Raw genomic sequence first — 25987 nt, 5'->3', positions numbered from 1 at the left:
CTTTGATTTCAAGTTGTATCGTGATGCGATACGAGATACAATTCATGATCAGCAGTTTTGCGCACAAAGGGCTCGAGAAATTTTTTCGTTCGGGCAGCAAACGTGGAATAAACCCCGAGCATGCGGAAAAGTTGCGGCGACAGTTGTTTAGGCTCGATGTGGCCACTTCTCCATTGGACATGAATGTTCCCGGCTGGAAGTTGCATCGTTTGTCCGGCGAGTTGAAAGATCATTGGTCCATTTGGGTTAGTGGTAATTGGCGTCTCACTTTTCGCTTTCGAGGCAATAACGCTGAAGTTGTTGATTATCAGGATTACCACTGAGTGGACTGTCGATCAAAATTTGAGCAGGATTCAACAATTATGAGTAATATGCACAACCCCCCGCATCCCGGGCTGACCATAAAGTTCGATGTATTGCCCTCTCTTGGTATTTCGGTGACCGAGGCAGCATTGCAGCTTGGTGTGTCGCGAGTCGCATTTTCCCGGATGATCAATGGAAAAGCCGCGATCAGCGCAGACATGGCGATTCGCCTTTCCCAATGGCTCGGAGGCTCGCCTGAAGTTTGGTTACAGCAACAACTGCAATATGATCTTTGGCATGCCAAGCAGGTGAGTAAATCCAAAGTGCGCCCCTTGATTGCTGCCTGAATAGAGGAAGAAAATGAACGAAGTCATCATCAACAAAGAACCCGTTGAGCTGTACAAAATCCTGAAGTTTCAGGGTTGGTTGTCCAGCGGCGGCGAGGCCAAAAATGTAATCGCCGATGGCCATGTGTTGGTCAACGGTCAAATTGAAACCCAGAAGCGCAAGAAAATTGTGGGTGGCGATGTCATCGAGTTTGACGGCGTGAAGTACACAGTTAAACTGGGTTAACCGTTCAAGGTTTTCTCATGTTTTAAAAAGTAAGGCAGTACGGTCATGGCAGTAAAAGACCAGCAAGTTTCAAATCAGGCCCAATGCGTCGAAGTGTATTTCGACGGCTCGTGCCCCATGTGCCGCCGGGAAATCGCGGTGTATCAAAACATCACCCCTGATCAACCCATTGCCTGGGTTGATGTGTCCAAGCCCGAAACGCAGCTTCCGCAGGGCCAATCCAAAGAACAACTCATGGCGCGCTTTCACACGCGCACGGCGCAAGGTGAATTGCTGAGTGGCGCTGCAGCTTTTGTGCATGTGTGGGCGCAATTGGCGGGCTGGCGGGTGTTGGCGTGGCTGGCCAAGCTGCCGGGTATGTTGTGGTTGATGGAAAAGGCCTACACGGGTTTTTTGCCGGTGCGTCCAAAAATTCAACGCTTTATTTTGAAGTTCGACACCAGCCATTTGCCGCCCACCTTGGTGGCCGACATTCGCACCGACCATGCTGGTGAAACCGGGGCCGTGTGGATTTACAAAGGCATTCTGGCTGTTTCAAAAAACCCTGAAATTCGCGCGTTTGCCAGTGAACACTTGCAAACCGAACAACGCCATTTAAATGCCATGAATGAACTGTTGCCGGTATTCAGGCGCAGTTGGCTGTTGGTGCCCTGGCGAATTGCAGGATTCATCACAGGCGCTTTGCCCGCCTTGTTTGGGCAAGCTGCGGTGTACCGAACCATCGCCGCAGTGGAGTCTTTTGTGAACGTGCACTACCAGGAACAAATCGAGAAGCTGAATGCTTTGGGTACTCACCAGGCGCTCAAGGCGCAGTTAATCGAGTTCCAGCTGGACGAATGCGCACACCGCGACGAGGCGGCCGCAAAAACAACAAAGCCCGGCGGTTTGTTCGCCAGGCTTTGGGTGGGTGCCATTGGTACAGGCTCGAAAGTTGCAGTAACCTTGGCCCGTTTTATCTAGCTATTCAAACAGCCAATGCTGGCTTCTGTACCTGGCGAACCAGTGCCTGCAAGCGCTTGCGTTGCAGGCGCATTTCAATTTCCATGGCTTTGAATTTGGCTTTGTAGGCCGCCAGGGTCTCACCATTTTTAATGGCGGTCTTGGTGTCTTGGTACCAGGCTTCTTTCAGTTTGGCCCAGTCTTGCAAGGCCTTGCTGTAGTGCTCATATTCTTGCGCAAGGCGGGCTTTCATCGCGTCTACATGGGCTTGCATGGTAGAAGGGTGGGCCAGCATTTTTTCTTCAGCACGTTTGAATTGCATCGCAATGCGTGCTTTCTCAATGGCGAATTTGTCGCAGCGCTTCAGGTTTTTGGTCAAGCCCACATACGACAAACCTGCGATCAGCCATTTCGTGGGGTCAATGTGAAACCACTTGATGCCGTTGCGATAGTCGTACTGAAACAGGTGGTGGTAGTTGTGATAGCCCTCACCGTAGGTGAAAATCGCCAGGAAATCGTTGTCGCGCGCGGTGTTCTCATCGGTGTAAGGGCGGCGGCCCCAAATGTGCGCCAGCGAATTGATGAAGAACGTGGTTTGGTGGCACCACACCAAGCGGGCCAAGCCACCCAGCAGCACCACGCCCCACAGGTCGCCCACCAGCAGGCCAATGATGACTGGCAAACCGAAGTTAATGCCCAAAGCCAATGCGGTGTAGTGCTTGTGCTGGAACATCACCAGCGGATCTTTGAGCAGGTCGGGTGAATTGCTGAAGTCTTCCTTGCCCGATTCATATTTGCGAATCATCCAGCCCATGTGCGAGAACCAGAAGCCACGCTTGGCCGAGTAGGGGTCATTTTCCGTGTCGTCCACATGGCGGTGGTGCGTGCGGTGGCCCGAAGCCCAAATCAAAATGCTGTTTTGAACGGCCATGGTGCCAAAGAACATCAGCACGAAGCGAACCGACCAGTGGGCTTCGTAAGTGCGGTGCGCCCACAGGCGGTGGTAACCAGCGGTAATCGAAATGCCATTCAAAATTGCCAATACAACGAACGACACCCAGGCAGCCGTGCTGTAGTCATTGAACCAGGCATAGGCTGGTACAAGAATGAGTGCAGCAATGGTGGTTCCAAACAGGGTAATTGCGCCGGGCCAGTGGATCGGGCTATTGGGGTCAACTCGTGTGGTCATTGAAGGTTGGTTTTTACCAGTTGGTTCAAGGGATGCCAAATCATACTAATGATTTCGCTTTCAAAGAACTCAAATTTAAATATTTAATAATTGTTCTTATTTGTTGAGGTTCTGCCGCAACGAAATCGTTAATTTCGAAGCGGCTATAGTTAACACTTGTGCACTGAATTCCAGTCAATTGTTGGCACATTGCCGGGCCATTTGTTAATTCGCGCCAGTTAATTCACCACCCAGAACATCAATCAAACCGGGGATCAGCTTTCGCAATTCGCCGGTCATCAGGGCAAAGTCGGAATCGAAGGCATCGTCGTCAGCGCTCAGGGCAGCTTGCTCCTTGACCACATCCAATGGAGCTACCCGTTTCACTTGTAGGTTTTCATGCAACACGAATGAAACCTTGTCGGCCCAGGTCATGGCCAGTTTGGTCACGTCTTTTCCGCCCTTGATGTGCTTGGCAATTTCCTCGGCTTCCAGTGAATGCTTCACATAGCGCACGGTGGCGGCCTGTTCGCCACGGCTTTTCAGTTCGCAGTCCTGGTCAATCGTGAAGGGTGGTGGGTTGTCATTTTCAGCCAGCCAGGCGGTCATGGCCACGGTGGGCGACGTTTTGGTTTTCACCAAGGCCATGGCCACACCTTCTACACTTTTCATCAGCATGCCGATCAGTTCATCGGCTTTGGCGGGGCTGGCCGCATCCACGATCAGCCATTTGCCTTCCGGGTCTATCCAGGCATTGATTCGGCTGCGAATAGCGAAAGCCCGTGGCAGAAGCTCGTCTGTCACGGCTTCCTTGATTTCCTTCATTTGCTTGCGCCCGGGTTTGTAACCTTCGCGCTCTTCAATTTCAGCAGCACGCGCCTTGGTGAACTGGTTGATCACCGTGCTGGGCAGCAGCTTTTTTTCAAGACCCAGTGATATCAGCAACTGTTGGCCACTTCGGTGCACAAAGGGTTCGCCTTCGGCTTTGGGGGCTACCCAGCCGCGTGTTTGCAAATCCATGCCGCCGCAGGCCTGCAAGGCTTGTTTGGCCAGTTTGTCTTCCAGCGATTCGGGTGTTTCTTCCCACTTGGTCAGGCGAAAGATGAACAGGTTTTTAAACCACATGCTGAATATCCATGAATAAAAATGATTGGGGCCAGCAGTGTAACGCATAAAGTTTGTGAATATTTTGGGATGGTCGTGAGCATCCATCAGGTACCACTTATCAGTTGTACACTAGGTAAAAAGAACCAAGAAAAATCGGAGACAAATCGTGACTACATCTAACTCGGCCAACTCAGGCTTTCTTCAGGGCCTACAGAATTTTGGCAAAGGCTTGATCGACTTTCGTTTCAAGCAATACCTGTCGATGCAATTGCTGCCGGTTTTCTATGGGCTGCTTTTGCTTGGAATTCTCGCTTTTTTTGTTGTTGCGAATGTGTTGGCTTTCTGGTTTTCCCATTGGGTTGGCTTGGCGGTTCTTGCGGCAACCCCGTTTGCTTTGTTGATCGCGTTTGCGGTAACCAGAGCGGCCCTTGAGTTTTTGGTGATGGCGTATCGCATTATGGAGACAGTTCAAAGAATGGACCGGATCCCACAACAGGTCGACAATCTGAACTCAAAGGTGGATGGCATCAGTGATCATGTGCACACCTTCGAGTCCCAAATTTCCAGTATTCATGGGCAGGTCGGGGATTTAAGCCATTCCATTGGTTTTCTCAAAACGATATCCGGAATCACTGGTTTGCCTGGCCGTATATTTGGCCGCGCCAAATAGGTTCAACTTCACTTGCACCTAACTTTGATAGTAGTATTTTGCTTATATCTTGTCAGGGTATTTACTATTGAATGGTCTGGAAACTGATTTTAAGCAGCTTGTTGGTTCTTCTTCCCCCATTCATTGGAGGTTGCACCGCGCCGCCCCAGCGCGATTTCGCCGACACCCTCAGCATGTTTGAAGAACTGCGCCAGCAGTACGATGTGCCGTATTCCCGCATGGGTTTTCAGAAAAGCCCCTTGTTTGCTTTTGCCAAAGGCAAAACCCAGATTGTGATTGACGAGGCGTTTTCCGAAGGGCTTAGCGATGCGGCACTGCGCTATGTTTTTGTGCATGAACTGGTGCACCTGAAATACGACGACCCCCGGCGTGGGTATGATTTGTTGAAACGCATTCACCAAACTAACGCCAAAGACACTGAACTGATGAACAATGCTTTCATGACGCTTTTGGGCGTTTACGGCCAAGACCCGGAGTTTAAAAGTTTTCTTGACCAGGTCGAAACCCGTGCCAACCACTACGCCGCGCAGCATTTAATCGATCGTGGCGAAAACCCCTGCAAGGCAGTTGCAGAAATTGAGCAATACACTGGCGCCCGCTTTCGCTTCGGCACCGAAGACATGTGCAAATGATCCAGCTGCCCCAACGCATTGTTTGCCTCACCGAGGAAACCACCGAATGGCTTTATTTGCTGGGTGAGGAACACAGGATAGTCGGCATTTCCGGCTACACCGTACGGCCGCGCAAGGCACGCCTGGAAAAGCCAAAAGTAAGTGCGTTTCTAACCGCCAAGATTGATCAAATTCTGGCTTTAAAGCCCGACTGCGTGTTTGGTTTTTCTGATTTGCAGGCCGACATTGCCAGTGCATTGATCCGCCATGGTGTTCAAGTGACTGTATTCAATCAGCGCTCCGTGCCTGAAATTTTCAGCATGATGTACCAGGTGGCGGCTATGGTGGGTGCCGCGGAAAAGGGCTTGCGGCTAATTGCTGAAATGCAGGCGAAAGTAGAACAAATTCGAGCAGCAGCAAGCCAATGGACTGTGCGCCCCAAGGTTTATTTTGAAGAATGGGACGAGCCACCGATTAGTGCCATTCAATGGGTGAGCGAATTGATTTGCATTGCCGGCGGTGACGATTGTTTTCCTGAGCTGGCCACGCAAAGTTTGGGCAAGAATCGGATTATTGCCGACAGCAGCGAGATTGTTCGCCGCAACCCCGACATCATTATCGGCTCTTGGTGCGGCAAGAAGTTTCGCCCGGAAACCGTTGCTGCGCGCGCAGGGTGGGGCAATGTTGGTGCCGTGAAGCACCAGCAAATTTTCGAGGTTAAATCGCCTTTGATACTGCAGCCCGGCCCAGCTGCGCTCACCGATGGTCTGGATGCCTTGCATGACATCATTGCCAAATGGCAAACCATGCGGCACTAAAAAAGCAATCGTTCTAAGTCTTTGAAGGCTTGTAATTTTTTACAGAAGTTGTAAGGTTAAATGCCAAGGTGCGGAGGACTGCGGCATGAACGGACTCAACCCGAAAAACCCAACGTTTAAAATGCGGATACTGGCGGTGGCTTTTACCATGCTGGCCGTGTTGGTCATCAGCTTCTGCGCTTCAGTCATGTCGATCATCTACATGCATGCCGATGAAAACGGCATGGTGCCCAAGGCATTTTCGCTGAGCAATCAGTTGTCGCAGCCAGTGATCACCATTCTTCCGCCACAGCAACCGGGGCCTGACGCACCAGGGCGTTCGAAGCCCCAGTACCAAATCTAGAGAATGATTTTGTCCGGGTGCGGACCAATTTCATGCCGGTTGGGCTGGGCATCCAGAATTGTCACCCGATCAGGATCAAAGCTGGCAATAAAGTGGTGCTTGCCATCGGGGGTGGTGGTGAAAGTAATCGGGTGTACCAGCACCGAGCATTGCAGCAGGTCGAACACCACGGGCAAATGCTCCGGGCATTCCGGCATGAAGCGAAAGGGTTTGCGCCAGTCTATTTCACCTTCGGGCATTTTTTTGAACGCACTGCAAGCGCGGTAAATGTCGGCCACTTCCGACACCACCTCTTTGGACACACGCGACAAGTTCACAAACTGTGTGCCGCTGTCCTCTCCCAGGTCTTCAAGATGCACAACACCTGGTTTGCGTGGCGTTTCAATGCCCACAGTGATGGTGGCTGTTGAAAAGTAGTGCCCCGCCTTTTGCGCTTGCGACAACAGTTCACCCAAGGCCATGTAGGCATTGCGGTTGCCGTACAGGGCATTGAAGTAATTCTTCGGAATGCGACCTGCTACGGGCAATTTGTAATCAGAAAGTTTCAACTGGCTGGGTGGGGCCTTGGGGCCGCTCCACACAGCAATCAGTTTGACCTCGGTGTAATCCATGTTGTTTTCATGACGCCATGTGTTTGTATTTAAGTGGGTACTTCTGAATCAACAACTTCACTGCGTCTATATCGTTGAGCGGTGGCACTTGGTTACGTGCCCGGTACTCTTGGTGAACAATGTCCAGCCACAGGTAACACACTTCCGGTTCTTCCATTCCACTGGCCAGCATGTGGTGCAGCCTTTCCAGCACAATGCCCACTTGTGGCGTGGCGTTGCCTGAACCGTTCAACCACCGGTAACCCGAACCTGCGCTGCGGCCCAACAATTGACCAAAGGTACTTTCAGTCACTTTGGCTTGCCCGAACACCCGCTGAAACATTTTGTAGGTGTCTTCCAGGCTGAGTTCGTTGTTCAAAGGCACCAACGACTCGTGGGTTTCGTACAACCTCAAAATTAAAGCGACCGTGGGGTCTAGCGGTTCATCGCTTGAACTACCGGCCGGAGGGCGAACAATTGAATTGAATTTCGCCTGGGTACTGATACCAAACAGGGCGCACATTTTAGACACAGTCAAGCCGTATTTCTGCTTGAACAGGTTGAGGTATGCACCTGTGCGTGGCTTGTTCTTGTTGTTAATTTGAGGCATGGCGCGTGATAAAGCAATCTCGTGGGTTAATGATGATACGGAATCCGAACTCTCAAATTGTAATTTGAGTTGAAAATCATTATTTAACACAAATAGACAACGCATCGTGTCGCTTTGCGGTTGACAGAAATTCATTCAAGTGGATGAATTTAATCACTTTTTCGATCGCCATTGGGTGGCGTAATCGCGGATGTCGAAATGTACATGGCTTCTGTAAACACCAACCCCCCCGAATGCGGGGTACTGTAGGATTTTAGCCAATTGATCAATATTCACACCAAACGGTTTGATGTCCATGGCGTAAAACTGCCCGTGTTGATCGGGCAAATGGCGTGAATGGCGGGCAGCACCTTCGATTATTGAATTGGTGTGATGGGTTCGCAAACCCGAGGTCACCTCAAACACGGTGTAGGCATGGTGTTCAGCCAAAACAACTTGTGCCCACGCCGCCAGTTGCAGCATTTCAATGTTGGGCACGCCAACCCGGTTGGCCCGAACATCTCGCAGAAGCCAGGCGGCGGTTTTGTAGCCTTCAGCAGTGCTGAAATCAATTTGAAAGCGATCAGGCCCGCGTTGAATATCCAGCAAGGTGTAGTTTGGGGCTTGTGTGGCCCAAGCCAGTTTGTCCAGGTGCGTCGCCAACGAGGCTGCACTTGCTGCTGCAAGAAACTGTCGCCTGTTCATATTAGGGCACCGCAGGTGGGGTGCAAGCCTGGTTACCGTTTTGACAGCAACTGCTGAGAATGGACAATTGTGCTGGCGGATTTGCGTTTGGGTTGTACACGCAGCGAATAAAGGCACTGCCGCCTGCGCCCGCGCCACCACCTGTGTCGGCGTCAACAGCCACAAAGCGATAACCCACGGGTGTGTCGTTGAAAATAACCGTGGTGCATGCATTGCCGCTGTTCGTCCAGTTCAATGTGCGGTTGCCCCGGCAAAAATCCACATCAGCAATTGGGTTGCGTACATCGTATCGAGAGGCCAGGGCACCCACGCGTACACCAGGTACGCCCGCAGGTGTGTTTGCGTCGGTTACGCCGTCGCCATCAATGTCCAACGCCACTGTGAAGTTGCCCCCTGCGCTGGTGGCGGGTGTGTCGGCTTGCAAGGTGACAAAACCATTGCCGCCCATGAAGCTGAGCATGTCGCCTGCAATGTCGCTGTCGAACTCGCCAGCGGCACCGTCTTGTCCGCCTATGGTGACTGGCTGGTTCAGGGTGATGTAACCCTCAATGCGGCAATTGTCGGCGGCCATTGAACAGCCTGCCGGCAAAATTGAAAGGCGGGTAATGAACTGCCCATTCGAGGCAGCGGGGCGGTTCACGAAACTTGCGGGCAAGAGGCCCACATCAATCAGGTTTTCGATGGTGGGGGTCAGTTTGCTGCCCTCGTTGCCAGTAACCGGTGTTTCGGGAATGGTGACGTCGGTGATGCCATCGTTGTTCAAGTCAACTTGCAAATCGCCGGGGGCAGAAATGCCGCGCCGGTACAAATCGGTGTAAGAATTCAGCGCATCGCCAACCTGGTTAAGTTGGTCAGCTTGAATTTTTGCGACAGAGGTTTTTGCAGAACGGGCTTGCTGTTGAACCACCGCGAAAGCAATGATTGCACTGATGATCAGCACCAGCGCCAACTCGATGCTGAGAAAGCCGGTGTGCCTGGTGTTGCTGTGTTTCAGTGAGTCAAGCATAAGAAACTCGCCTTGATTCAAATGAACAAGGGGGCAATGTTGCCCCCTTGATGTACTTCATATGATGTGATTAACGACGGCCGAAGAACATAACCAGGTCAACGGGGGTGTCGCCTGTGCCACAAATTGTGGTGGACTGATCCAAACCAAAAGCACCGTTTGCAGTTAGTTCTGTTGGCGCAGTCGCTGCTGGATCAGTTGCTACCCCAGTAATTCCGCTCGCCACGGCCAGCATGATGTCGGTACATTGATCACCTTCAATATCAGACCATGTCAAAGATGCATTGTTTGCATCGACTTCTGCAATAGTGATGGTACCGTTGTAGCTGTTTGGCAATACTGCACCGGCACTATCAACCTTCAAAATAGCCAACTGGGCAGCAACAGCATTGGTTAACCCTGTGTAACCCGAAGTTGAACCAACCTTCTGCTTGGTCTCGCTGATCACTTCTGTGATCAACTTGATGTTGTCCTGCACTTCAGTACGGCGTGCATTGTTCTGGAATGCGATAAAAGCTGCAGCAGCAACAATCGCTGCAATGATCAGGCCGATTGATACTTCAATCAGGGTAATACCGCTTTGTTTGCGGCGGGCATTAATTGTGTGCGATGTCATCATTTTTGATTCCTCTCCGAAGGGATATTGTGTAGTACATGTTGGCCCAAGCATTCCGTATATATACCAACAGACGAATTTATTGTAGATTAAATGCATGCTGTGTCAAGCACTTATTTCAACGCATGCGTTGCATTCTTTTCACAGGGTCCAGTTCTTCGGTCATGCTTTGGCTGATCGACAGCTGCCCCACATACAAAAACACCACGACAGCCGCAGCAGCGCTCAGTAACACGGCATTCAAGCCCTTGGCGGTATTGCCAATTTCATTGCGAATGTCTTCGCCACCTTCAGTACCCAGTTGAATCAGAATTTTGTCGAACTGCGGATTGTTGCGAATGGTGGTGGCCAGGCGTGCCAATAATTTCGGGCTCATCAGCCCTTTGCTGAATGCGGGTATGTAGTCGGTGGGGGCCACGTTCAAGTGGTTCATGATCTTTTTCAGATGCCAACGCATCCAAGGGTCGGCATTGCGTTTCAGTGTGTCCAGCGCAGAAGACAAGGTGGCACCACTTTTTAACAACACCGCGAGCGAGGTCACCAGCAAGCTGACTTGAAAGTCGCGGTAAATTGAAAGCGGCAATAAAAACGGGGCAACTGGAAACAGCAAGAAGCCCCAGCCCTGCGGCACCTGCTCCAGCTTGCTGCGCATATTGCCTTTCCAGCGGGGCAGGGAATAGGTGAACGCTGCAATAGACCCAATAACGCAAGCCACAATTAATCCGCCATGCGAGGCGAGTATTTCTGCCACCATGCGCACCGACATATTGAACGGTGTCCATACTTCAGGCGGTGCAACTTTCACAATAATCGGAATGGACTGAGTGGCCAGCACATAGCTGAATCCCGCCACGCCGGGTATCAATACCATGGGCGGGAAAATGGCTTTCCAAATCACGCTTTTGGCTTCTTTCTGGGATTTAATCGCCGCAGCCAAGGCACGCAAAGTACCCGGTTTGTCTTTGGCTTCGTCCACGGCGGCCAGCATCATGCGGTCGTTTTGTGGCATCACTGTGCCCAGAATTTGGCTGATCAAAAAGTCGTCGCCCAAACTCAGTTTTCGAACCATCAGCTTCAAGGCCGCCTCCCGGCTGCTGTTGCGTGTTCGCTTGTGGCGCGCAATTTTCAGTTCTTCTTCTAGAAAGGTTTTGAACTGTTCCTTGTTCTCAATCGATTTGGCAAGCTGTTCGTAAAATGCCTCGCGCTTGCCGCGAAAGTCCATCAAGTTGATGGCATTGAAAAAGCTGGTGAGTTTCTTTTTGAATGTCATGTTCAGGTGTAAGCAGCAGTTTCGGCGCGGTCTGCGTCGTTCATAATCTCGAACCGGTCAAAGCTGTCAAAACGTTCGCAGTGTCGTGGGTCTACTTCGCCAAGCAGTGCTTTGAACAAGGTGTGTTCAAACACGGTTTTGCCGTCCATGTTTTCTGACCGGAAATTGCCATCTGATTTCGAGCGGTAGTACATCATGGCTTCATAGTCTTTGCCCTGGCGAATCAGGTTCAGCCACTTGCGGTCGGGTGTCAAAATTTCAGCAACCACGCTTAGACCCGCAGTGCCGCGGTGTTTGCACTTTGGGCAACCGCCATGTCTCTTGAAGTAAAACAGCTCACGTTCCAGTTCAAACCGGTTTTCCAGCGTGTCGAGTACTTCAAACACATGCTCAGAATCGGGCATGCCATGTTGATACAGGCGGCCGCCAATTTTGCAGTGTGGGCACAGTTTGGGCACCAAGGCCTGGTACACCAGCAGTGTCAAAATATTCGGGTTGGTCAGCACATCCCTGCTCATCCCGATTTCTTCATTGGTCAGGCGCGGCACAATGCCCGAGATCAAATGCGCGTGTACTGTACCGCAAGCCATGTGACCGGTTTCAACAATTTGCTGTGCTGAAATTGCAGTGGCCGGGTCGCGAATTTCACCCATCAACACGCAGCCGGGGTCGGCACGCATCAAGCCCGCCACAACTTCCGCGTATTTGGCAGCTGAGCCTTTGCGGTCCAGCAAATCACGCTGAATCGGAATTTGGTGCACGCCGCGCAGTGGGTATTCCACGGGGTCTTCAATGGAGTAAAACGCATCTGTTCCATTGCCCGGGTGCGTTTCAATAAAAGTTTTCAGCGTGGTGGTTTTACCGGATCCAGTAACACCTGCAAAAATAATAGTGCCTGAGGGTGTGTTGGATGCACTCTTTAACTGCTTCATGTGCGAGGGGGCATAACCCAACTGCTCATAGCTGAGTGTGGGTGCATCAATGTCCACGTACAACAAGCGGCACACCACTTTGATACCCGCCCAACCCCGCATGGACTGATAGCGCATGGCCACGCGTTTGCCACCCACTTCGCGGGCTGCAATCATGCAGTACAGGTTCTCGCCAACCGAAAACTGGCTGTTGCTGTTCGAGCCCTTGCCCGAGGCGTTGTTGTAGGCCCAAGCCACGGCACGTTCAGCCTGTAGTGGCGTGTACACACCACCTTGCTGGTCGCGCAGAAATTCAAGTTCACCATCCACACGCAATTTCACTTCCGCAATGTTGTTGACCACTTGCACGTGAATGTCGGTTGCGCGTTCCTGTACCGCCAAGGCCACCCAGGATTCAAAAATTTCTTTTGCTTTGGACTGCGCAAGGGCTGGATCTTCTTCACCTTCATTGCTGTCGATCTTGGTTCGGGAGTTCTCGATCAGATGCTCAATTACGCCGCCACCACAACCAATTTCCGGCCGTTCGAATGTGAATTTTTCAGCAATCAGTTTGCCGCGCAGGTGTGAAATGAAAGGGCGAATTTGCGCGAGTTTTTCTGCGTCGTACAAAATGATTGCGCGCTTCACGCCAGTTTCAATGGCGCACACATGTTTTTCCACCACTGCGGGCAGCTTCAACAAAGCCCCCGCACTGCCGTCGGTCAGCACGCGCGAAAACGCGGGCAGCTCACTGAGTTTTTCAACCCTCAGCGACTTCTCCGCCTGCGTGGCCAACACATTCAGTGCCGGGTCTCTCTTCATGATCAAAACCTCACTTGCGCACCCACGGAGACATGCTGCGTGTTGCCGTTACTTGCGACCAGTTCCAGTCCGTTTTGGGTGATTCTCTTGATATTGAATTTGCCAAGCTGTTCGCCTTCGCGAAGCGTGCGCACACTTCGGCTTGCAGTTTGAATTTCAGCGGTCATTGCGCCTGTGGTGCCATACACACCCAGCAGGGTGTTGGCTGAAATTGCGGGTGCTGCTTTGCTGGCGGTTCGCACGGGTGTAGCGGCAGCAGGTTTGCTTGCTACAACTGCTGCTGGGGCGGGTGCCTGTGGTTTGCTGCTTGTGCTGCTTACGCTGCCACCAATTTTCAGCGCAGCTTGCAGCTCTTCGCGCATGGCTTGTTCTTCCTGCAGCCTTTGGATTTCCGCCAGTGTTTTGATGTTCAACGGCACCGTAACCCCGTTGAGCTTGATGTTCTCAACCGGTGTAACTGCCGATACATTCTCGGCCTTCGTTTCAACTTTCGCCGCGGTATTGTCTTGCGCATGCAATCCGCTTGAAACCAGCAGACCTGTCATGGCAATAAGGGGTCGAATCAAACAATTAATACGCATACAGTGCTCCCTTCAATGTCACCATGACGGCGGCATCCAGGTTTTTGGGTTCAATCTTCATTGAAATCTGATTCCAGTAAATGCCGGAAGGGTACCGGTCCAGAAAGTCTTTCATGAGCGTCAGGCTGCCGGTCACCTCAGTGGCATGCCGGTTCACCGACACATTGGGTGGAATGCTTTTGAAACCGGTAGGCCAGGTTTGGCCTTGCGTATCTACCTTGAATTGAATGCCGGCTTTTTGCCAGGCTTGTTGTTCCAGGTAAAGCAGTTCGCTGGCCTCCTGTTTCTTGGGCAAGTCTTGAAGTTGCTGAATTCCCTTGGGCGCCATGTCGTAGGCAAAGGAGAACTTCAGCTTGTTGACATCTTTGGGGTTCGGGCTGCTTTGCTGGTTGTACAAAAAGCTGACCAACTCTTGCGTGTAACCGCCTTGTGATTGCCATTCACTCACGCACTTGCCCAAGTTGCATTGAATGCCCTCCAGCAACCAGCCGCGAGCCATGAAAGGCTGTTCGCTCAACAGGTTCAGCATCTCAATCACATCGGCATTGGCCAGGCCCACACTGCGTTGGTCGGTGGCCAGTTTTTTCAGGTACTGCGGGGTTTGAATGCTGGACTGCGCCTGCTTCATGCGTGCTTCGCGTGCACTGGCCTCCAGGTATTCATTGCCGCCATATGCGCCACCGGCCAACAGCAAAACGACAGCCAGAACTCCAGAGGCTTTGATCAAATCGGTGGGTAAACCAATCAGCGCATGTTTATTGTTAAAGCTGCCCAAGCGGGCTGCAATGTCCAGGGGCAGGGCGCTCGGAAACAGTTCTGGCGCATTGCTGTACACATGGTATTCCGAACTTTCGATCGACCCATTGGTGTAGGTGTTCACCGTGCTGGCCACCTCGGCATCGCTGCCGATCATGTCCATGGTGGGTGCACCCTGTTCAATCACCACCAAGGCCATTTGGCCTTTTTTGCTGCCTGCCTCTATGCGAATGGCATAGATCGCATGTTCCTGCTCATTCTGTGTGGCCAGCATTGCAGCAAGGCTGTACACCTGCCCCGTGCGTTCCTCATCGGAAATGTCGGGGTCGAAATTGTAAAGGCCCAGGTATTCGTTTTGACTGCCTTTGAGTAGAATATGCTTGGTCGCATCAATGCGGTCTGCATATTCCCGAATGTCGGCAATGCGTTTGCTGTAGCCCGAGTGCGCCAGGGGCTGCCAGTTCAAGCCGGCAATGTAAGCTTTTTTTCCAAGCTGGTGAACGACTGCAGATTGTTCAGCCATGGCGCATCCTCGCGTTTTACAGCACCACCGCGCGAACCAGAACGATGAAGTTCTCTCGCATGGTGGACAAGTTGCGCGAACCACCAGCCAACAGCGGTGCCTGTTCAGTCAGCTTGCGTTCGGTGAAACCGGATACATCGCGTGACAAGCCAGTAATAGCCATCACTTCACCGGGGCGAAGCGCAATCGTGTACTGGTCAGAAATGCTGCTGGTGTTGGGGGTTTGAACACGTTGCAGGGTTTCGCCTGCCCCGGTGGTAATTTCAAGCAGGCTGGTCAGGTCGGACAAACTAATGCCCATTTTCAGCATGATGGTGTTGTTGTCCAGAATGAACGGCATGGCCGCAAATTGATCGCCAGTTGTAATTTCGTCTGTGGTCAAACCTGGCACACCAGTACCGCCACCCAGCGCGCCAGATGACGCAGGCTTGGTTTCAGCCAGGTAGCCAGTGGTTGTAAGCCGTGCTTTGCGCGCCCATTGCCTGTTCAAAGCCACAAGTGAAATAGGGCGGTGTTGTACGTTGTCGCCAATTTCATTGAGTGCCTGCAGGATGGCAGAACTTGCACCAAAACGTTGGTTGGTCGGGCTGTTGGGCGGGTTTTGACCAGGAATGAAACCTTGTAAGGCTTCAGGAATGGTCAGTGCAATCAGGCCTGCTTCTGGTGCAACCAGCGATTCAGGCGACAGCACACCAATGCCATAGCGCTGAGAAAGGCTTCTGAAAAATACATCCCAGTTCACGCCCTGTTGATCGTCTTTTTTGGACATCACCGAGTAAATGTCCAGTTGCACATGCACCTGTTTGAGCATGTTCGCATTTTCGGCGCGGATCAAAGTGCGCACCTGGGTTTGCATGTCACGGCTTGTTTTCACCATCACACGGCCTGTGCCCTCGGCCACAATGACCTCAGAACCCGGTACCGAGGCCACCATGCGATTGATCACTTCCAAAATGCTGGCCTGGCCGTCAATTTTTCCTTTCTCAGACACACTCAAATTCGAATTGCTTTGCACTTCATTGCCGCGCACACGGCCTTGCGTGCCGCTGCTCATGGCGTATTCATAACCGTTGGGGAAAGAGGCCAGTTCGTACATGGCAGTGGTGTAGCGCATGATGACAATCGAGTTGTCGCGGTACTCCCACGACAAACCCAGTTTGTCGGTGGTGTTGTTCAAAAAATCAATCAGGGTCCCGTCCCAATTCATGGCCACTGAACCCACTGTGGTTCGGGGTGCCAGTGCCACACTGTCGATTGCAACAGGGCCTGATGGGGGTGGCGCCGCTTCAGCGGGGGCGTTGACTGGTGGCAACTGCCGTGCGCCACGGCGAGGTTCGGCGCTCACTGGCGCGTTGAATACGTCTTGCTGAATTCGCACGGGTATGCCGACCATTTGGGTCAAGCGGGCTGCCACCGTGTTCAAGTCCACAGGGCGGCCTTTGTCCGCAAAATTCATTTTGTAGGTTTCATGAAAAATTGCAGGCAGTTTGTCGTCGTCATTCACATGCACGAAGGTGCCACCGATCCAGCTTTTGCTGGCGCGCTTCAATACCTTGGCATTCTGCTGTTGTTTGGCCTGTTCATCGGCGTATTGCCGGCCACCACGAAACGAACCGTTGGTTTGCAGTGTGGTATTGACCTGGTCAACCTTGCGCAAACCGTTGTCGTTGTCGGCTTGCACTTCTGCCTTGATCTGCGGGCCGGTACAACCAGCTGTTCCCAGGCCGATCAATGCTGCAATTGCAGTGAAAACCAGTGTTCTGTTCAGTGGTGTCTTCATGTTTTATCGGCACTCTTCTTTTTGATCGCCCAAGCGGGTAATTCGCAGCAGTGGGGGCTCGTTGTTGTAAACACAGGCTTCCAGCGGGTATTCGCTGTTCTTGATTCCAGGTGTTTCAAGCACCTGTTCCACGGCGTATTCGAATGTGCCAGAGAAGGTAGTGCCCGCTGCAATCATCACGTAGCGGTCGGCGTCCCAGCGGAATGTGTAGCCTGCTTCTTTGGCCCAACGGCGAATGGCTTTGTCCAATCGGCCGTCCTCAACACGCAATTCCCATTGAATGGCACGTGGCGTTAAAACCAGCCTTGCGCTTTCCTGCTTCACAGGCAGGGCAGCCAGCTGTTCAGCTTCGCGAATAATTTTGGGTGGAATGTCAACAATGAATACATCCGAGGAGGGCGATTGCATGGCCAGCTGAATATTGTTGGCTTTGCTTGAAGCTGCGTTTGGCGACTTGGGTTCGAGGCTTGGCTGCGCAAGTACTTCATAGCTGCGGGCTTGTGGCAAGGGGGCGGGTGCATCGTATCGCGCCAATTCGACATTGCGTGACAACAGCTCATCAGCGAAATACGGGAGTTGCTCCTCACGTTTTTCAGTCACAGTTGCGTAAGCGGGTGCTTCAATGGCCGCAGTGGCGCTAGTCTCCGCACCTGTTTCGCCGTTTGTGTTCCATGCCATCAGCACAATGACAAGACCAAGAGCAAATTCCATATTCGTTTTACCTTCTTCGTATGGATCGGTATTCAGCGATTTTGCAAATTTTATTAATTCGAATATACATCAATATACGAAATAATTTCTTTTGCAGCAATCCCCCGGTTATTCAGTTGTCTCAGGGGGTTGTTAAATGTGTCAAATCAATCTTGATAGATTGCATCAAGCCATTGATTGCCTTCATGCGGGCTGTAGTGAACCAATAGATAGGCCGCAGTTTCAAGCACAGCCAGACTGCAAGCCTGGCTTTCATCGAAAGCTTCCTGGTTGATGGCGTCGTATTCGTGAATACAAACTTTCAACAGTTCGCCAATCAGCCGAGGCGTGGATTCGATGGTTTTAACCTTGGGCCGAAGTTCGGCATGGGCTTTCATCAGGCCCCGAAAGTAGTGCCAGGTGGTGCCTTCAGTCTCGGCGAGGCCTTGAAGGATAAATGGCAAGCTCAAGTTCAAAAGACCGGTGTCTTCGATGTGCGCAGCCAACTCGCTGTATTCACAGTCGAATGGATCGACTGGATGGTGTGCCCTGAAATACGCCATGTTGTTGGCGATTGAATTGCCTGAGGAAAGTCCTGCGAGCGTTGCTGCTGTACTCTCTATTGGTGTATTCAGAACCCTCCCACCCAGATTCCTCCGAATGTTCTTTTGAAACAATCACATCAAAGGGTGGGGGTGGGGGGTAAAAGGAGGGGGATTAACGCGACAGCACCACTCTAAAGCGGGGGCTTCCATGGCGTACTTTGTCCAAGGCCTCGTTAATTTGATCAAATGCGTAGGTTTCAACAATCGGCTCTATGTTGTGCCGGCCTGCAAAGTTCAACATGTCGGCGATTACGCGTGGGCTGCCCACGGGTGAGGAAGAAATGGTTCGCTGTTGGCCCATCAAGCCAAACACGCCAATGTCCAAAGGCTCAAGCACAGCCCCCAGAAAATGCAGGCGGCCTTTGGGAGCCAATGTGGCAATGTAGGCGTTCCAGTCCAGCTTCACATTCACAGTCGACAAAATCAGGTCGAACGATCCGGCGGCTTTTTTCAAGGCATCCGGGTCTTTGCTGTTCAGTACATGGTGTGCACCCATACCCAGTAGCTCGTCGGTTTTGGAGGCGTTGCTGCTAAAAGCGGTTACTTCGCATCCCCAAGCCTTCAAAAACATCACTGCCATGTGGCCCAAGCCACCCACACCAATGACTGCCACTTTGCTTTGCGGTGAAACATTGAATTGCACCAGCGGGTTGTAAACAGTGATGCCGCCGCACAGCAATGGGCCAGCCGTTGCCGGGTTAACACTGGCCGGAATTTTTACGGCACTGATGGCCTGTGCGCGTACTTTGTCGGCAAAACCGCCGTGCCGGCCAACAATGGTGCCCTTGGCGGCGCTACACAGGTTGTGGTCGCCGCCCATACACATTTTGCAGCTTTCGCAATAACCTGCGTGCCAACCCAGACCCACTACATCGCCAATGGCCAAGTGGCTTACATGACTACCCACCTTGCTCACGCGACCGATAATTTCGTGGCCCGCCACCATGGGGTATTTGGCTCGGCCCCAGTCGTTGTCCAGCATGCTGACGTCGCTGTGGCAAATGCCGCAATGGTCAACATCGATCTCAATGTCAAATGCGCTTAATTCGCCGGGATCGTATTGAAAGGGTTTCAAAGGGCCTTTGGCCTCGAAAGCTGCGTATGCGTTGATCATGTTGTCTCCTGTTGATCTCTTGATGGTATTACACCTTCGCAAGTAATATGAGGCACGCGCCAACAAAGCTTGGCCTTTCGAGAACAGGGTTCCACCCGAGAACCTGCCAGGAGACAAACTTGCAAACTCATCGCCGCGCCTGCCATTTGTGTGAAGCCATCTGTGGCTTGAAAATCGAGGTTGAAAACAATCAACTTGTGTCCATCAAAGGCGATGAGCAAGACCCCTTTAGCCGTGGGCACATTTGCCCAAAAGCAGTGGCATTGAAGGACATTCAGGAAGACCCCGACCGTTTGAAAATGCCTGTTAAAAAAGTGAACGGGCAGTGGGTAGAAACCACCTGGGAAGATGCAATCGAGCTGGCCTGTGAGGGCTTGTTCCAGGTGCAACAAAAATACGGCGCCAATGCGGTGGGCGTGTATCAGGGCAACCCGAACGTGCACAACTGGGGCTTGATGACCCACAGCTCGAATTTTTTGGGTTTGCTGAAAACACGCAATCGTTTCTCTGCAACTTCGGTCGACCAGTTGCCCATGCAGTTGTTGGGTTACTGGATGTTCGGGCACCAGTTGCTCATCACCATTCCCGACATTGACCACACCAATTATTTCCTCATGCTGGGTGCAAACCCCATTGCATCGAATGGCAGCTTGATGACCGTGCCCGATGTGGCCAAACGCATCAAGGCCTTGCAGGCGCGCGGAGGAAAGTTGATCGTGATTGATCCTCGCAAAACCGAGACCGCCGAGGTGGCCGATGCGCATCACTTCATCAGGCCAGCCAGCGACGCTGCCTTTGTGTTTGCACTGATCAACACAATTGTTGACGAAGGGCTTACCCGCATGGATCGTTTGGCGCATCACAGTGAAGGCCTGTATGCCGCTTTGGGTGCCATTTCGAAGGTAACGCCTGAAGTGGCACAAGCCGAGTGCGGTATTGAGGCTGAAACCATTCGCCAAATTGCGCGTGATTTTGCCAATGCCGGGAAAGCCGTTGCGTATGGACGCATGGGTGCCTGCACGCAGCGCCATGGCACCTTGGCGCAGTGGGGTATTCAGTTGCTTAATTTTGTAACAGGCAACACCGACCGGGTGGGTGGAAGCCTGGTGGCCAACCCTGCGCTCGACCTGATCGCTGCACCCAACAGCAAGCCAGGCAGTTATGGCCGTTGGCACAGCCGGGTTAGCCAAAAGCCTGAAGCCTTGGGCGAGTTTCCCAGCGCCATCATGGCCGAGGAAATTCAAACAGAGGGCGAGGGGCAAATCAAAGCGATGGTGACCATTGCAGGCAACCCGGTGTTGTCCACACCCAATGGCCAACAGCTTGACAAGGCCATGGCTGGTCTTGAATTCATGGTGTCAGTGGATTTGTACATCAATGAAACCAATCGCCACGCCAATGTGATTTTGCCCACGACATCGCCCCTTGAGCATGATCACTATGATTTGATTTTCAATATTTTTGGTATACGCAATCAGGCCAAATACAGCGCAGCCACACTGCCCAAGCCGGAAGGTAGCCTGGATGATTGGGAATTGATGGACAAGTTGGCTGCCTGTTACAGCGCCAAGCTTGGAAAGCCAGCCCGGCCTTCCATGCCGCCGCAAATGATTCTCGACATGGGTTTGCAAATGGGCCCCTACGGCATGGGTAGCGAGCACAAGCTGAGTTTGGAGAAATTGAAGTTGCACCCTGAAGGCATTGACTTGGGGCCGCTGCGCCCCAGCTTTCCAGGCCGCTTGCAAACCGCCGACAAAAAAATTCAACTGGCACCCGCCGAGGTACTTCAGGCCGCAGCAAATTATGTGACTGATTTGCTGGACGCCGGCAAGCGCGCAGGCACGGAAATGATGCTGATTGGAAGGCGCCACATTCGCAGCAACAATTCCTGGATGCACAATTCAGAACGCCTGGTGAAGGGCAAAAACCGCTGTACCGCCATGGTGAACCCGGCGGATGCAGCGCGTTTGAATTTGCAGGAAGGGCACAGCGTGCGTGTGCGCAGCCGCGTGGGTGAAATTACATTGCCTGTAGAAATTTCAGACGATGTAATGCCCTGTGTGGTGAGTATTCCGCATGGTTGGGGGCACGACAAATCGGGGGTTCGTTTGCAAGTGGCCGCAGCGCATGCGGGTGTTAGTTGCAACGATTTGACCGATGAACAATGGCTGGATGAGCCCAGTGGCAACGCCGCAGTCAACGGCGTACCCGTGACACTTTTCCCCGTGGTTTAACAACCCGGGGTTAAGCAGACCTTCTTTCCCACACAGTCATTTCCGCAATGCTGTGTTGGTACTTGCGGGCTGTTTCGCGAATTACAAACGGAACATTCAATGGTTTGCGAACCAGCTTGAAATGGGGTGCAAGCACGGCTTGCATGCCTTCAAGCATGGTTTTTGGTTTGCCATTTTCTTCAATGCCGCCAAGCCAGTTTTCCTTGGGCGTGTACTCGGTCAGCAGTGTATAAGGCGAGCTGATAACCAACAAACCACCGGGCACAATACGGTGGGGCATGTCGTTTAAAAATTCGGTGGGGTTGTTCACCCGGTCTATCAGGTTGCCGGCAAATATCAGGTCGTAGCCGGTGTGTTCTGCCCCCAACTTGCAGGCGTCGCCTTGCGAAAACGCAACGCGTTGGTCACAGCTACCATAATCAAAATTGCCAAGCGATACTTGCATGTCCCTGCCCAAATCCCCCTCGTCGTGCAAAAAGTAATTCAGCGTCTTGCCTTGTTGCAGTTCTTGTGCAGCGTGGATAAATCGGGCGGAAAGGTCTACACCCACAGCGGTATCGAAACCCAAGGCCAACTCGAAAGTGCTTCGGCCCACGGCGCAGCCCAAATCGAGCGCCTTGCGGCGTGGTCGATTTTCCATGAATTCCAGGCACAGCTGGGCACAGCGAACCGGGTAATTCGGCACCTCAAAGTAATCGACGCCGTAATGAAAGGCCAGGTACTGGTTTAATAATTCGTCAGTTTCGTATGGATTGTACATAGGGCCTTATTGGGCGCAGGTTCTAAAGCCGACGAACACATCGTTGCGGTCGGGTGTGTAGGCTTGGCGGTAGGTACCGCGAATGAGTATGGACGAAGTGGCACACGAGCCACCGCGCACCACCTTGTGGTCGCCAAATTGCAAAGTCGACATGAAGGGGTACATGTCCATGGTGAATCCGTCGTAGGGGAAAAACAGGCTGTCGGTCCACTCCCACACGGTGCCTATCATTTGCCGGCATCCAAACGGGCTGTCACCTTCGGGAAGGGCCGTCACCGGCAGCCTGGCCAGCTGAGTGCTGTCCATATCTACCCGATGTGCTTCCATGGTGTTGCCCCATGGAAACTTGTTGAAGGCACCTTGTTCTCGATTGCCCAAAGCGGCCACTTCCCATTCAAATTCAGACGGCAGGCGTCGCCCGGCGAATTTGCAATAGGCTTGCGCTTCCCAATAGCTGACGTGTTTCACGGGCAGTTCGCCTTGAACGGGTAGCCATTGGTCGAAGTGGCGTTCAAGCCAAACACCGTTTTCTTTTTTCCAGAACAAAGGGTGCCTTGCACCGGTGCTGTTGCGCCACTTCAGGCCTGCCATGCTCCAGTGTTGGTCATTCTCGTATCCACCAGCCTGAATAAATGCAAGGTACTCGGCATTGCTGACCAGGGTTTTCGAGATTTTGAACGCTTTCATTTCAACGACGAATCCCGGCTTTTCATTGTCGAAGCAGAAGTCTTCAGTCGCAAAATGTTCAGACTCGGGCGGCATGCCAATTCGGTAGCGCCCTGCGGGTACTTCAACGTCTGTGGGTTCAAACGTAAGCACCACCTGGCTTTTCACGGACTGGTTCGAGTAGGGCGGTGGTGCATAACCCAGGCTTTGGCGCGCCCACACCATCGACTCAATGTGCATGTTCAGGTGAAAAATGGCGTATTTGTACAAGTACAAATCGCTGTCGGTCAGCGGCTTTTTTTCAATGCGCTGTGCCACCTTGTCAAAGGTGTCGTCAAAGTAATGCAGGGTGTCGGGCTTGTCAGGAAAAAGTCCTTCCTGCCAGCGATCCTCATGGGCCAGTTCGAAGGAATCCCAGATGTCGTCGAGCGCCGGGTTGTACGAGGGGGCTTTGTCCAGGTTCTGCAAAATAAACCGTTCGAAGAAAAAAGCGGTATGCCCAACCTCCCAAATTGGCGGGTTGATGCCTGGCAAATAGGGCACTTTGGTTTGCTGTGAACTCAAGCTGTTGAGCAATTCAAGAACGCGCTCGCGGCTTTGTTGCAAAGAAGCGAGTAAGGATTGCTTGTTATTCATCGTGGTGGTACTACTAATAAGTTACAAGCAATTATAGGCCACCCATGTCCATTAAATCGATACTGCGCACCCTGACTGTTGCATCCGCCGCTTTGTTAATTGCCAGTGGTAGTGCCTACGCCGAAAAGCCAGAAAAAGGAAACGGCAACCAGGGGAAAAACAAAGTACAAAGCGAGCAACGTGGGCAAAAGGAAAGCCGCAAAGGCGGTGGCAACGAGAAGGGCCTGCGTGCGGAGGGCCGTGATTCAGGCCGAGACGGTGGGGTGTCGGTTTCATTTAACTTTGGCAGTGCTGAAACCCGCATTGTGCGGGATTACTACGGTGGTCAGGTTGCCAAAGGCAAGTGCCCTCCCGGGCTGGCCAAAAAAGGCAACGGCTGCCAGCCCCCAGGCCAGGCCAAGCAGTGGCAAAAGGGCCGCGCCTTGGGTAGCGATGTTCGTTACTACGACATTCCCAATGAATTGCGCATTCGATTGCCTGCACCGCCCCTGAACCACAAATATGTTCAACTGGGCACTGATCTGCTGTTGATTGCAGTGGGCACAGCCATTGTGGTGGATGCGATTGACGGTATTTTTTAAAACTTAGCTGTTTCGCCACGGCAATGAACACATGCGGATCCATCTGTTCATTCGTGATTATTGCTTCACCAGAAACAATAAATTGCACATTGCCTGGATGATCACTTTCGATATTGCAAATACACTGTTCGAGCGTATTTATTCAATCGACAAGTTTCAGGAAACGGCAAGCAGCATGAGCAAATCATTTGAAGTCAGCATTTTGGCTGCTGGGCAGCCACTCGCGGGCACTTTTTTTCCTGCTGCAAGTGGCGAGCATGACAAGCCCGTCTTGATTTGCCCCGCCACTGGAATTACTCAAAAGTTTTACTTCCCCTTCGCGCGTTGGTTGGCCGGGCAAGGGTTTTCTGTATTGGTGTTTGATTACCGCGGCATCGGGAAGTCTTTGCAGGAATCGCATGTAAAGCATTGCGAGGTGAAGAAGCAGGATTGGGGCTTGTATGACATGCCCGCTGCTTTGGATTTTCTGCTTGAGTTGACCGGGCAGGAAAGTGCCTATTTGATTGGCCACAGTGCGGGGGGCCAGTTGTTCGGCTTGATGCACAACCACGCCAAAGTACGTGGCGTATTGGCGGTGGCGGCTTCTTCCGGGCATGTGAAGAATATCCGCAAAGACAAACGCAATGGCGCGAAGTTCATGCTGCGTTGGGTTATTCCAATCAGTTCTGCTTTGTTGGGGTACGTGCCTGCCAAGCGTTTCGGCTGGGGTGAAAATTTGCCCAAGGGAGTCGGTTTGCAATGGGCCAGGTGGTGTTCAAACCCCGGGTATGTTGAAAATGAATTTGGTAAGGGTGTTCAACAACACTGGTTTGAACAGTTCAATTCGCCAATTACTTTTGTACACGCCAGCGATGATGAAATTGCAACCCTGCCCAATGTCGAAGACATCATGCGCCTGTTCACCACGGCCAGCAAAAAACGGCTTGAAATCAAGCCTGAAACATTCAAGTTGGGCAAAGTGGGCCACATCGACATTTTCCGGGAACGATGCGACAGCATTTGGCCGCAAATTATTGCAGAACTTGCTCCTTACGCTAAGATTGGCTAATTCTATTGCCGATCCCAATGACATGAAGCGTTCAACACACCTCATAGCCTACAGATTGTGGTTGCTGGCTCTCTTTTTTCTTTTTTCCTCACAGGGTTTTGCCCGCGACATTGAACCCAAGCCCATGCATTACGAATTGCCAAGCTGGTTCAAACAAACCTTTCTTGAAATTCCCGTGGATGTTCAAGACGCCCAAACCCGTGGAAAGAAGCTGCTCATTTTCTTTCATCTGGATGATTGCCCCTACTGCGCCCATTTGCTTCAAGAGAACTTCACTGAGGGGACCAATCGCGAGAAGATCGAAGGCAAGTTCGATGTGATTGCAATCAATGTGCGGGGTGATTTGCCTGTGAACTGGATCGACGGCACTGTCTACACTGAAAAGCAGTTGGCCAGAAAGCTGGGCGTTTTTGCAACGCCCGCTGTATTGACAATGGGGCCAAAACCCGAAGTGACCAAAAAGATTATGGGTTACAAAAAGCCTGGGGAGTTCATGAGCCTCTTGGGCTTCAATGCACATTAACCTGCGAGCCTGACATGTATATTGGTGAACTCGCAAAAAGCGCTGGCGCTTCCCGCAAGGCGATTTATTTGTATGAAGAATTGGGTTTGATACAAGCGCCACTTCGAAAGGGCAGTTACAGGGTGTACGCCCCCGAAACTGTGGATCAAGTAAAAACCATCAAATGCGCCCAGTTGCTTGGTTTCAGGCTCAAGGAGCTTGTTGAGGCACTGGCCAACAACACCCCCGGCTCTCACTCTGGCCTTAACTACATGCTTGAACAAATACAGCGAAAGCGGCTGGCCATTCAAACTGAAATTTCTGCAGCGCAGGCACAACTTGAACTGCTGGAACAGTTTGACCAGCAATTGCGTAGTTCCCCTGATTCGATGCACTGTGATCTTTCAGTTGACTCTGCCCCTAAGGGCAAGCTTTAAGCTCCTTTTTCTGGTTCAGACAAAAGGAGCTCA

At 52.1% G+C, this 25987-nt stretch carries 30 protein-coding genes; 13 read left to right on the top strand and 17 right to left on the bottom strand.

Features of this window, described 5'->3' with window-relative positions; genetic code table 11:
• The first annotated feature begins 23 nt into the window (after nucleotides 1–23).
• The 4 genes from FCS97_RS09600 to FCS97_RS16700 are packed head-to-tail and all read left to right on the top strand — an operon-like array spanning nucleotide 24 to nucleotide 1836.
• Entirely contained in the window at nucleotides 24–323 is a 300-nt protein-coding gene (locus FCS97_RS09600) for a type II toxin-antitoxin system RelE/ParE family toxin (protein ID WP_425460743.1), read from the top strand.
• A 39-nt stretch (nucleotides 324–362) separates the two neighbouring features.
• Entirely contained in the window at nucleotides 363–650 is a 288-nt protein-coding gene (locus tag FCS97_RS09595; protein WP_138518204.1) for a HigA family addiction module antitoxin, read from the top strand.
• A gap of 13 nt (nucleotides 651–663) precedes the next feature.
• Complete coding sequence (locus FCS97_RS09590) at nucleotides 664–876, top strand: RNA-binding S4 domain-containing protein (protein WP_040513673.1); 213 nt, start codon at nucleotides 664–666, stop codon at nucleotides 874–876.
• 45 nt (nucleotides 877–921) lie between these two features.
• Nucleotides 922–1836, top strand: a complete 915-nt coding sequence (locus FCS97_RS16700) for a demethoxyubiquinone hydroxylase family protein (RefSeq protein WP_246066216.1) — start codon at nucleotides 922–924, stop codon at nucleotides 1834–1836.
• A 4-nt stretch (nucleotides 1837–1840) separates the two neighbouring features.
• Here FCS97_RS16700 and FCS97_RS09575 read toward each other — a convergent pair whose 3' ends face one another.
• Both FCS97_RS09575 and FCS97_RS09570 read right to left on the bottom strand, forming a co-directional pair.
• Nucleotides 1841–3004: an acyl-CoA desaturase gene (locus FCS97_RS09575; RefSeq protein ID WP_138518203.1), complete on the bottom strand. Its 1164-nt coding sequence runs from the start codon at nucleotides 3002–3004 to the stop codon at nucleotides 1841–1843.
• A gap of 204 nt (nucleotides 3005–3208) precedes the next feature.
• Entirely contained in the window at nucleotides 3209–4108 is a 900-nt protein-coding gene (locus FCS97_RS09570; protein ID WP_138518202.1) for a recombination-associated protein RdgC, read from the bottom strand.
• A 148-nt stretch (nucleotides 4109–4256) separates the two neighbouring features.
• On the opposite strand from FCS97_RS09570, the gene FCS97_RS09565 reads away from it, so the two are divergent.
• From FCS97_RS09565 to FCS97_RS09550, 4 genes are all read left to right on the top strand, one after another.
• Nucleotides 4257–4760 (top strand): DUF4282 domain-containing protein, encoded by a 504-nt coding sequence (locus tag FCS97_RS09565; protein ID WP_138518201.1) that lies wholly within the window; start codon nucleotides 4257–4259, stop codon nucleotides 4758–4760.
• A gap of 71 nt (nucleotides 4761–4831) precedes the next feature.
• Nucleotides 4832–5392 carry a hypothetical protein gene (locus tag FCS97_RS09560; RefSeq protein WP_212746466.1) on the top strand — a complete coding sequence of 187 codons (561 nt, stop codon included), beginning with the start codon at nucleotides 4832–4834 and terminating at the stop codon, nucleotides 5390–5392.
• Complete coding sequence (locus FCS97_RS09555; RefSeq protein WP_138518199.1) at nucleotides 5389–6189, top strand: ABC transporter substrate-binding protein; 801 nt, start codon at nucleotides 5389–5391, stop codon at nucleotides 6187–6189. The genes FCS97_RS09560 and FCS97_RS09555 overlap by 4 nt, the downstream gene beginning before the upstream one ends.
• An 85-nt stretch (nucleotides 6190–6274) precedes the next feature.
• A complete protein-coding gene (locus tag FCS97_RS09550) occupies nucleotides 6275–6532 on the top strand; it encodes a hypothetical protein (protein ID WP_138518198.1) in 258 nt (85 codons plus the stop codon).
• On the opposite strand, the gene FCS97_RS09545 is transcribed toward FCS97_RS09550, so the two are convergent.
• The 13 genes from FCS97_RS09545 to ahr form a co-directional block, all read right to left on the bottom strand.
• Nucleotides 6529–7143, bottom strand: a complete 615-nt coding sequence (locus FCS97_RS09545; RefSeq protein WP_138518197.1) for a hypothetical protein — start codon at nucleotides 7141–7143, stop codon at nucleotides 6529–6531. The genes FCS97_RS09550 and FCS97_RS09545 overlap by 4 nt on opposite strands.
• A 7-nt stretch (nucleotides 7144–7150) precedes the next feature.
• On the bottom strand, nucleotides 7151–7732 hold the full coding sequence (locus tag FCS97_RS09540; RefSeq protein WP_138518196.1) for a hypothetical protein: 582 nt from the start codon (nucleotides 7730–7732) through the stop codon (nucleotides 7151–7153).
• Nucleotides 7733–7885: 153 nt separating this feature from the next.
• Nucleotides 7886–8416, bottom strand: coding sequence for a YcbK family protein (locus tag FCS97_RS09535; protein ID WP_171035250.1), 531 nt, complete (start codon nucleotides 8414–8416; stop codon nucleotides 7886–7888).
• A 1-nt stretch (nucleotide 8417) separates the two neighbouring features.
• Nucleotides 8418–9422 carry a hypothetical protein gene (locus FCS97_RS16545; protein WP_171035249.1) on the bottom strand — a complete coding sequence of 335 codons (1005 nt, stop codon included), beginning with the start codon at nucleotides 9420–9422 and terminating at the stop codon, nucleotides 8418–8420.
• A gap of 70 nt (nucleotides 9423–9492) precedes the next feature.
• The gene (locus FCS97_RS09530; RefSeq protein ID WP_138518194.1) at nucleotides 9493–10137 is read right to left on the bottom strand and encodes a type 4 pilus major pilin; all 645 of its coding nucleotides are present in this window, start codon (nucleotides 10135–10137) and stop codon (nucleotides 9493–9495) included.
• Nucleotides 10138–10156: 19 nt separating this feature from the next.
• A complete protein-coding gene (locus FCS97_RS09525; protein ID WP_138518193.1) occupies nucleotides 10157–11308 on the bottom strand; it encodes a type II secretion system F family protein in 1152 nt (383 codons plus the stop codon).
• 2 nt (nucleotides 11309–11310) lie between these two features.
• Nucleotides 11311–13041, bottom strand: a complete 1731-nt coding sequence (locus FCS97_RS09520; protein WP_138518192.1) for a GspE/PulE family protein — start codon at nucleotides 13039–13041, stop codon at nucleotides 11311–11313.
• A gap of 2 nt (nucleotides 13042–13043) precedes the next feature.
• Nucleotides 13044–13622: a hypothetical protein gene (locus FCS97_RS09515; RefSeq protein ID WP_138518191.1), complete on the bottom strand. Its 579-nt coding sequence runs from the start codon at nucleotides 13620–13622 to the stop codon at nucleotides 13044–13046.
• On the bottom strand, nucleotides 13612–14901 hold the full coding sequence (locus FCS97_RS09510) for a type IV pilus inner membrane component PilO (RefSeq protein WP_138518190.1): 1290 nt from the start codon (nucleotides 14899–14901) through the stop codon (nucleotides 13612–13614). The genes FCS97_RS09515 and FCS97_RS09510 overlap by 11 nt, the downstream gene beginning before the upstream one ends.
• Nucleotides 14902–14917: 16 nt before the next feature.
• The gene (locus FCS97_RS09505) at nucleotides 14918–16681 is read right to left on the bottom strand and encodes a hypothetical protein (protein ID WP_138518189.1); all 1764 of its coding nucleotides are present in this window, start codon (nucleotides 16679–16681) and stop codon (nucleotides 14918–14920) included.
• Between the two features lie 3 nt (nucleotides 16682–16684).
• Complete coding sequence (locus FCS97_RS09500) at nucleotides 16685–17392, bottom strand: TcpQ domain-containing protein (RefSeq protein WP_138518188.1); 708 nt, start codon at nucleotides 17390–17392, stop codon at nucleotides 16685–16687.
• 146 nt (nucleotides 17393–17538) lie between these two features.
• Nucleotides 17539–17934 carry a hypothetical protein gene (locus FCS97_RS09495; protein WP_138518187.1) on the bottom strand — a complete coding sequence of 132 codons (396 nt, stop codon included), beginning with the start codon at nucleotides 17932–17934 and terminating at the stop codon, nucleotides 17539–17541.
• Nucleotides 17935–18088: 154 nt separating this feature from the next.
• The gene (gene ahr, locus FCS97_RS09490; protein ID WP_138518186.1) at nucleotides 18089–19090 is read right to left on the bottom strand and encodes an NADPH-dependent aldehyde reductase Ahr; all 1002 of its coding nucleotides are present in this window, start codon (nucleotides 19088–19090) and stop codon (nucleotides 18089–18091) included.
• A gap of 119 nt (nucleotides 19091–19209) precedes the next feature.
• On the opposite strand from ahr, the gene FCS97_RS09485 reads away from it, so the two are divergent.
• Nucleotides 19210–21324 (top strand): molybdopterin oxidoreductase family protein, encoded by a 2115-nt coding sequence (locus FCS97_RS09485; RefSeq protein WP_138518185.1) that lies wholly within the window; start codon nucleotides 19210–19212, stop codon nucleotides 21322–21324.
• Between the two features lie 10 nt (nucleotides 21325–21334).
• Here the strand turns inward: FCS97_RS09485 and FCS97_RS09480 are convergent, their stop codons facing one another.
• Together FCS97_RS09480 and senA are read right to left on the bottom strand one after the other, a co-directional pair.
• Nucleotides 21335–22084 (bottom strand): putative 4-mercaptohistidine N1-methyltransferase, encoded by a 750-nt coding sequence (locus FCS97_RS09480; protein ID WP_138518184.1) that lies wholly within the window; start codon nucleotides 22082–22084, stop codon nucleotides 21335–21337.
• A 6-nt stretch (nucleotides 22085–22090) separates the two neighbouring features.
• Complete coding sequence (gene senA / locus FCS97_RS09475; RefSeq protein ID WP_138518183.1) at nucleotides 22091–23386, bottom strand: selenoneine synthase SenA; 1296 nt, start codon at nucleotides 23384–23386, stop codon at nucleotides 22091–22093.
• Between the two features lie 44 nt (nucleotides 23387–23430).
• On the opposite strand from senA, the gene FCS97_RS09470 reads away from it, so the two are divergent.
• From FCS97_RS09470 to FCS97_RS09455, 4 genes are read left to right on the top strand one after another with little or no spacing between them, the layout of a single operon-like run.
• On the top strand, nucleotides 23431–23967 hold the full coding sequence (locus tag FCS97_RS09470; protein ID WP_246066214.1) for an RcnB family protein: 537 nt from the start codon (nucleotides 23431–23433) through the stop codon (nucleotides 23965–23967).
• Nucleotides 23968–23998: 31 nt separating this feature from the next.
• Entirely contained in the window at nucleotides 23999–25015 is a 1017-nt protein-coding gene (locus FCS97_RS09465) for an alpha/beta hydrolase family protein (protein WP_246066211.1), read from the top strand.
• A 22-nt stretch (nucleotides 25016–25037) separates the two neighbouring features.
• Nucleotides 25038–25538 (top strand): thioredoxin family protein, encoded by a 501-nt coding sequence (locus FCS97_RS09460; RefSeq protein ID WP_138518182.1) that lies wholly within the window; start codon nucleotides 25038–25040, stop codon nucleotides 25536–25538.
• Between the two features lie 14 nt (nucleotides 25539–25552).
• Nucleotides 25553–25954: a MerR family transcriptional regulator gene (locus FCS97_RS09455; protein ID WP_138518181.1), complete on the top strand. Its 402-nt coding sequence runs from the start codon at nucleotides 25553–25555 to the stop codon at nucleotides 25952–25954.
• Nucleotides 25955–25987 lie beyond the last annotated feature (33 nt).

It is taken from the genome of Limnobacter alexandrii, assembly GCF_005871185.1.
GTDB lineage: Bacteria > Pseudomonadota > Gammaproteobacteria > Burkholderiales > Burkholderiaceae_B > Limnobacter > Limnobacter alexandrii.
Note: the sequence above shows the minus strand (reverse complement) of the source record. Positions and strands in the feature narration are given on the sequence as shown.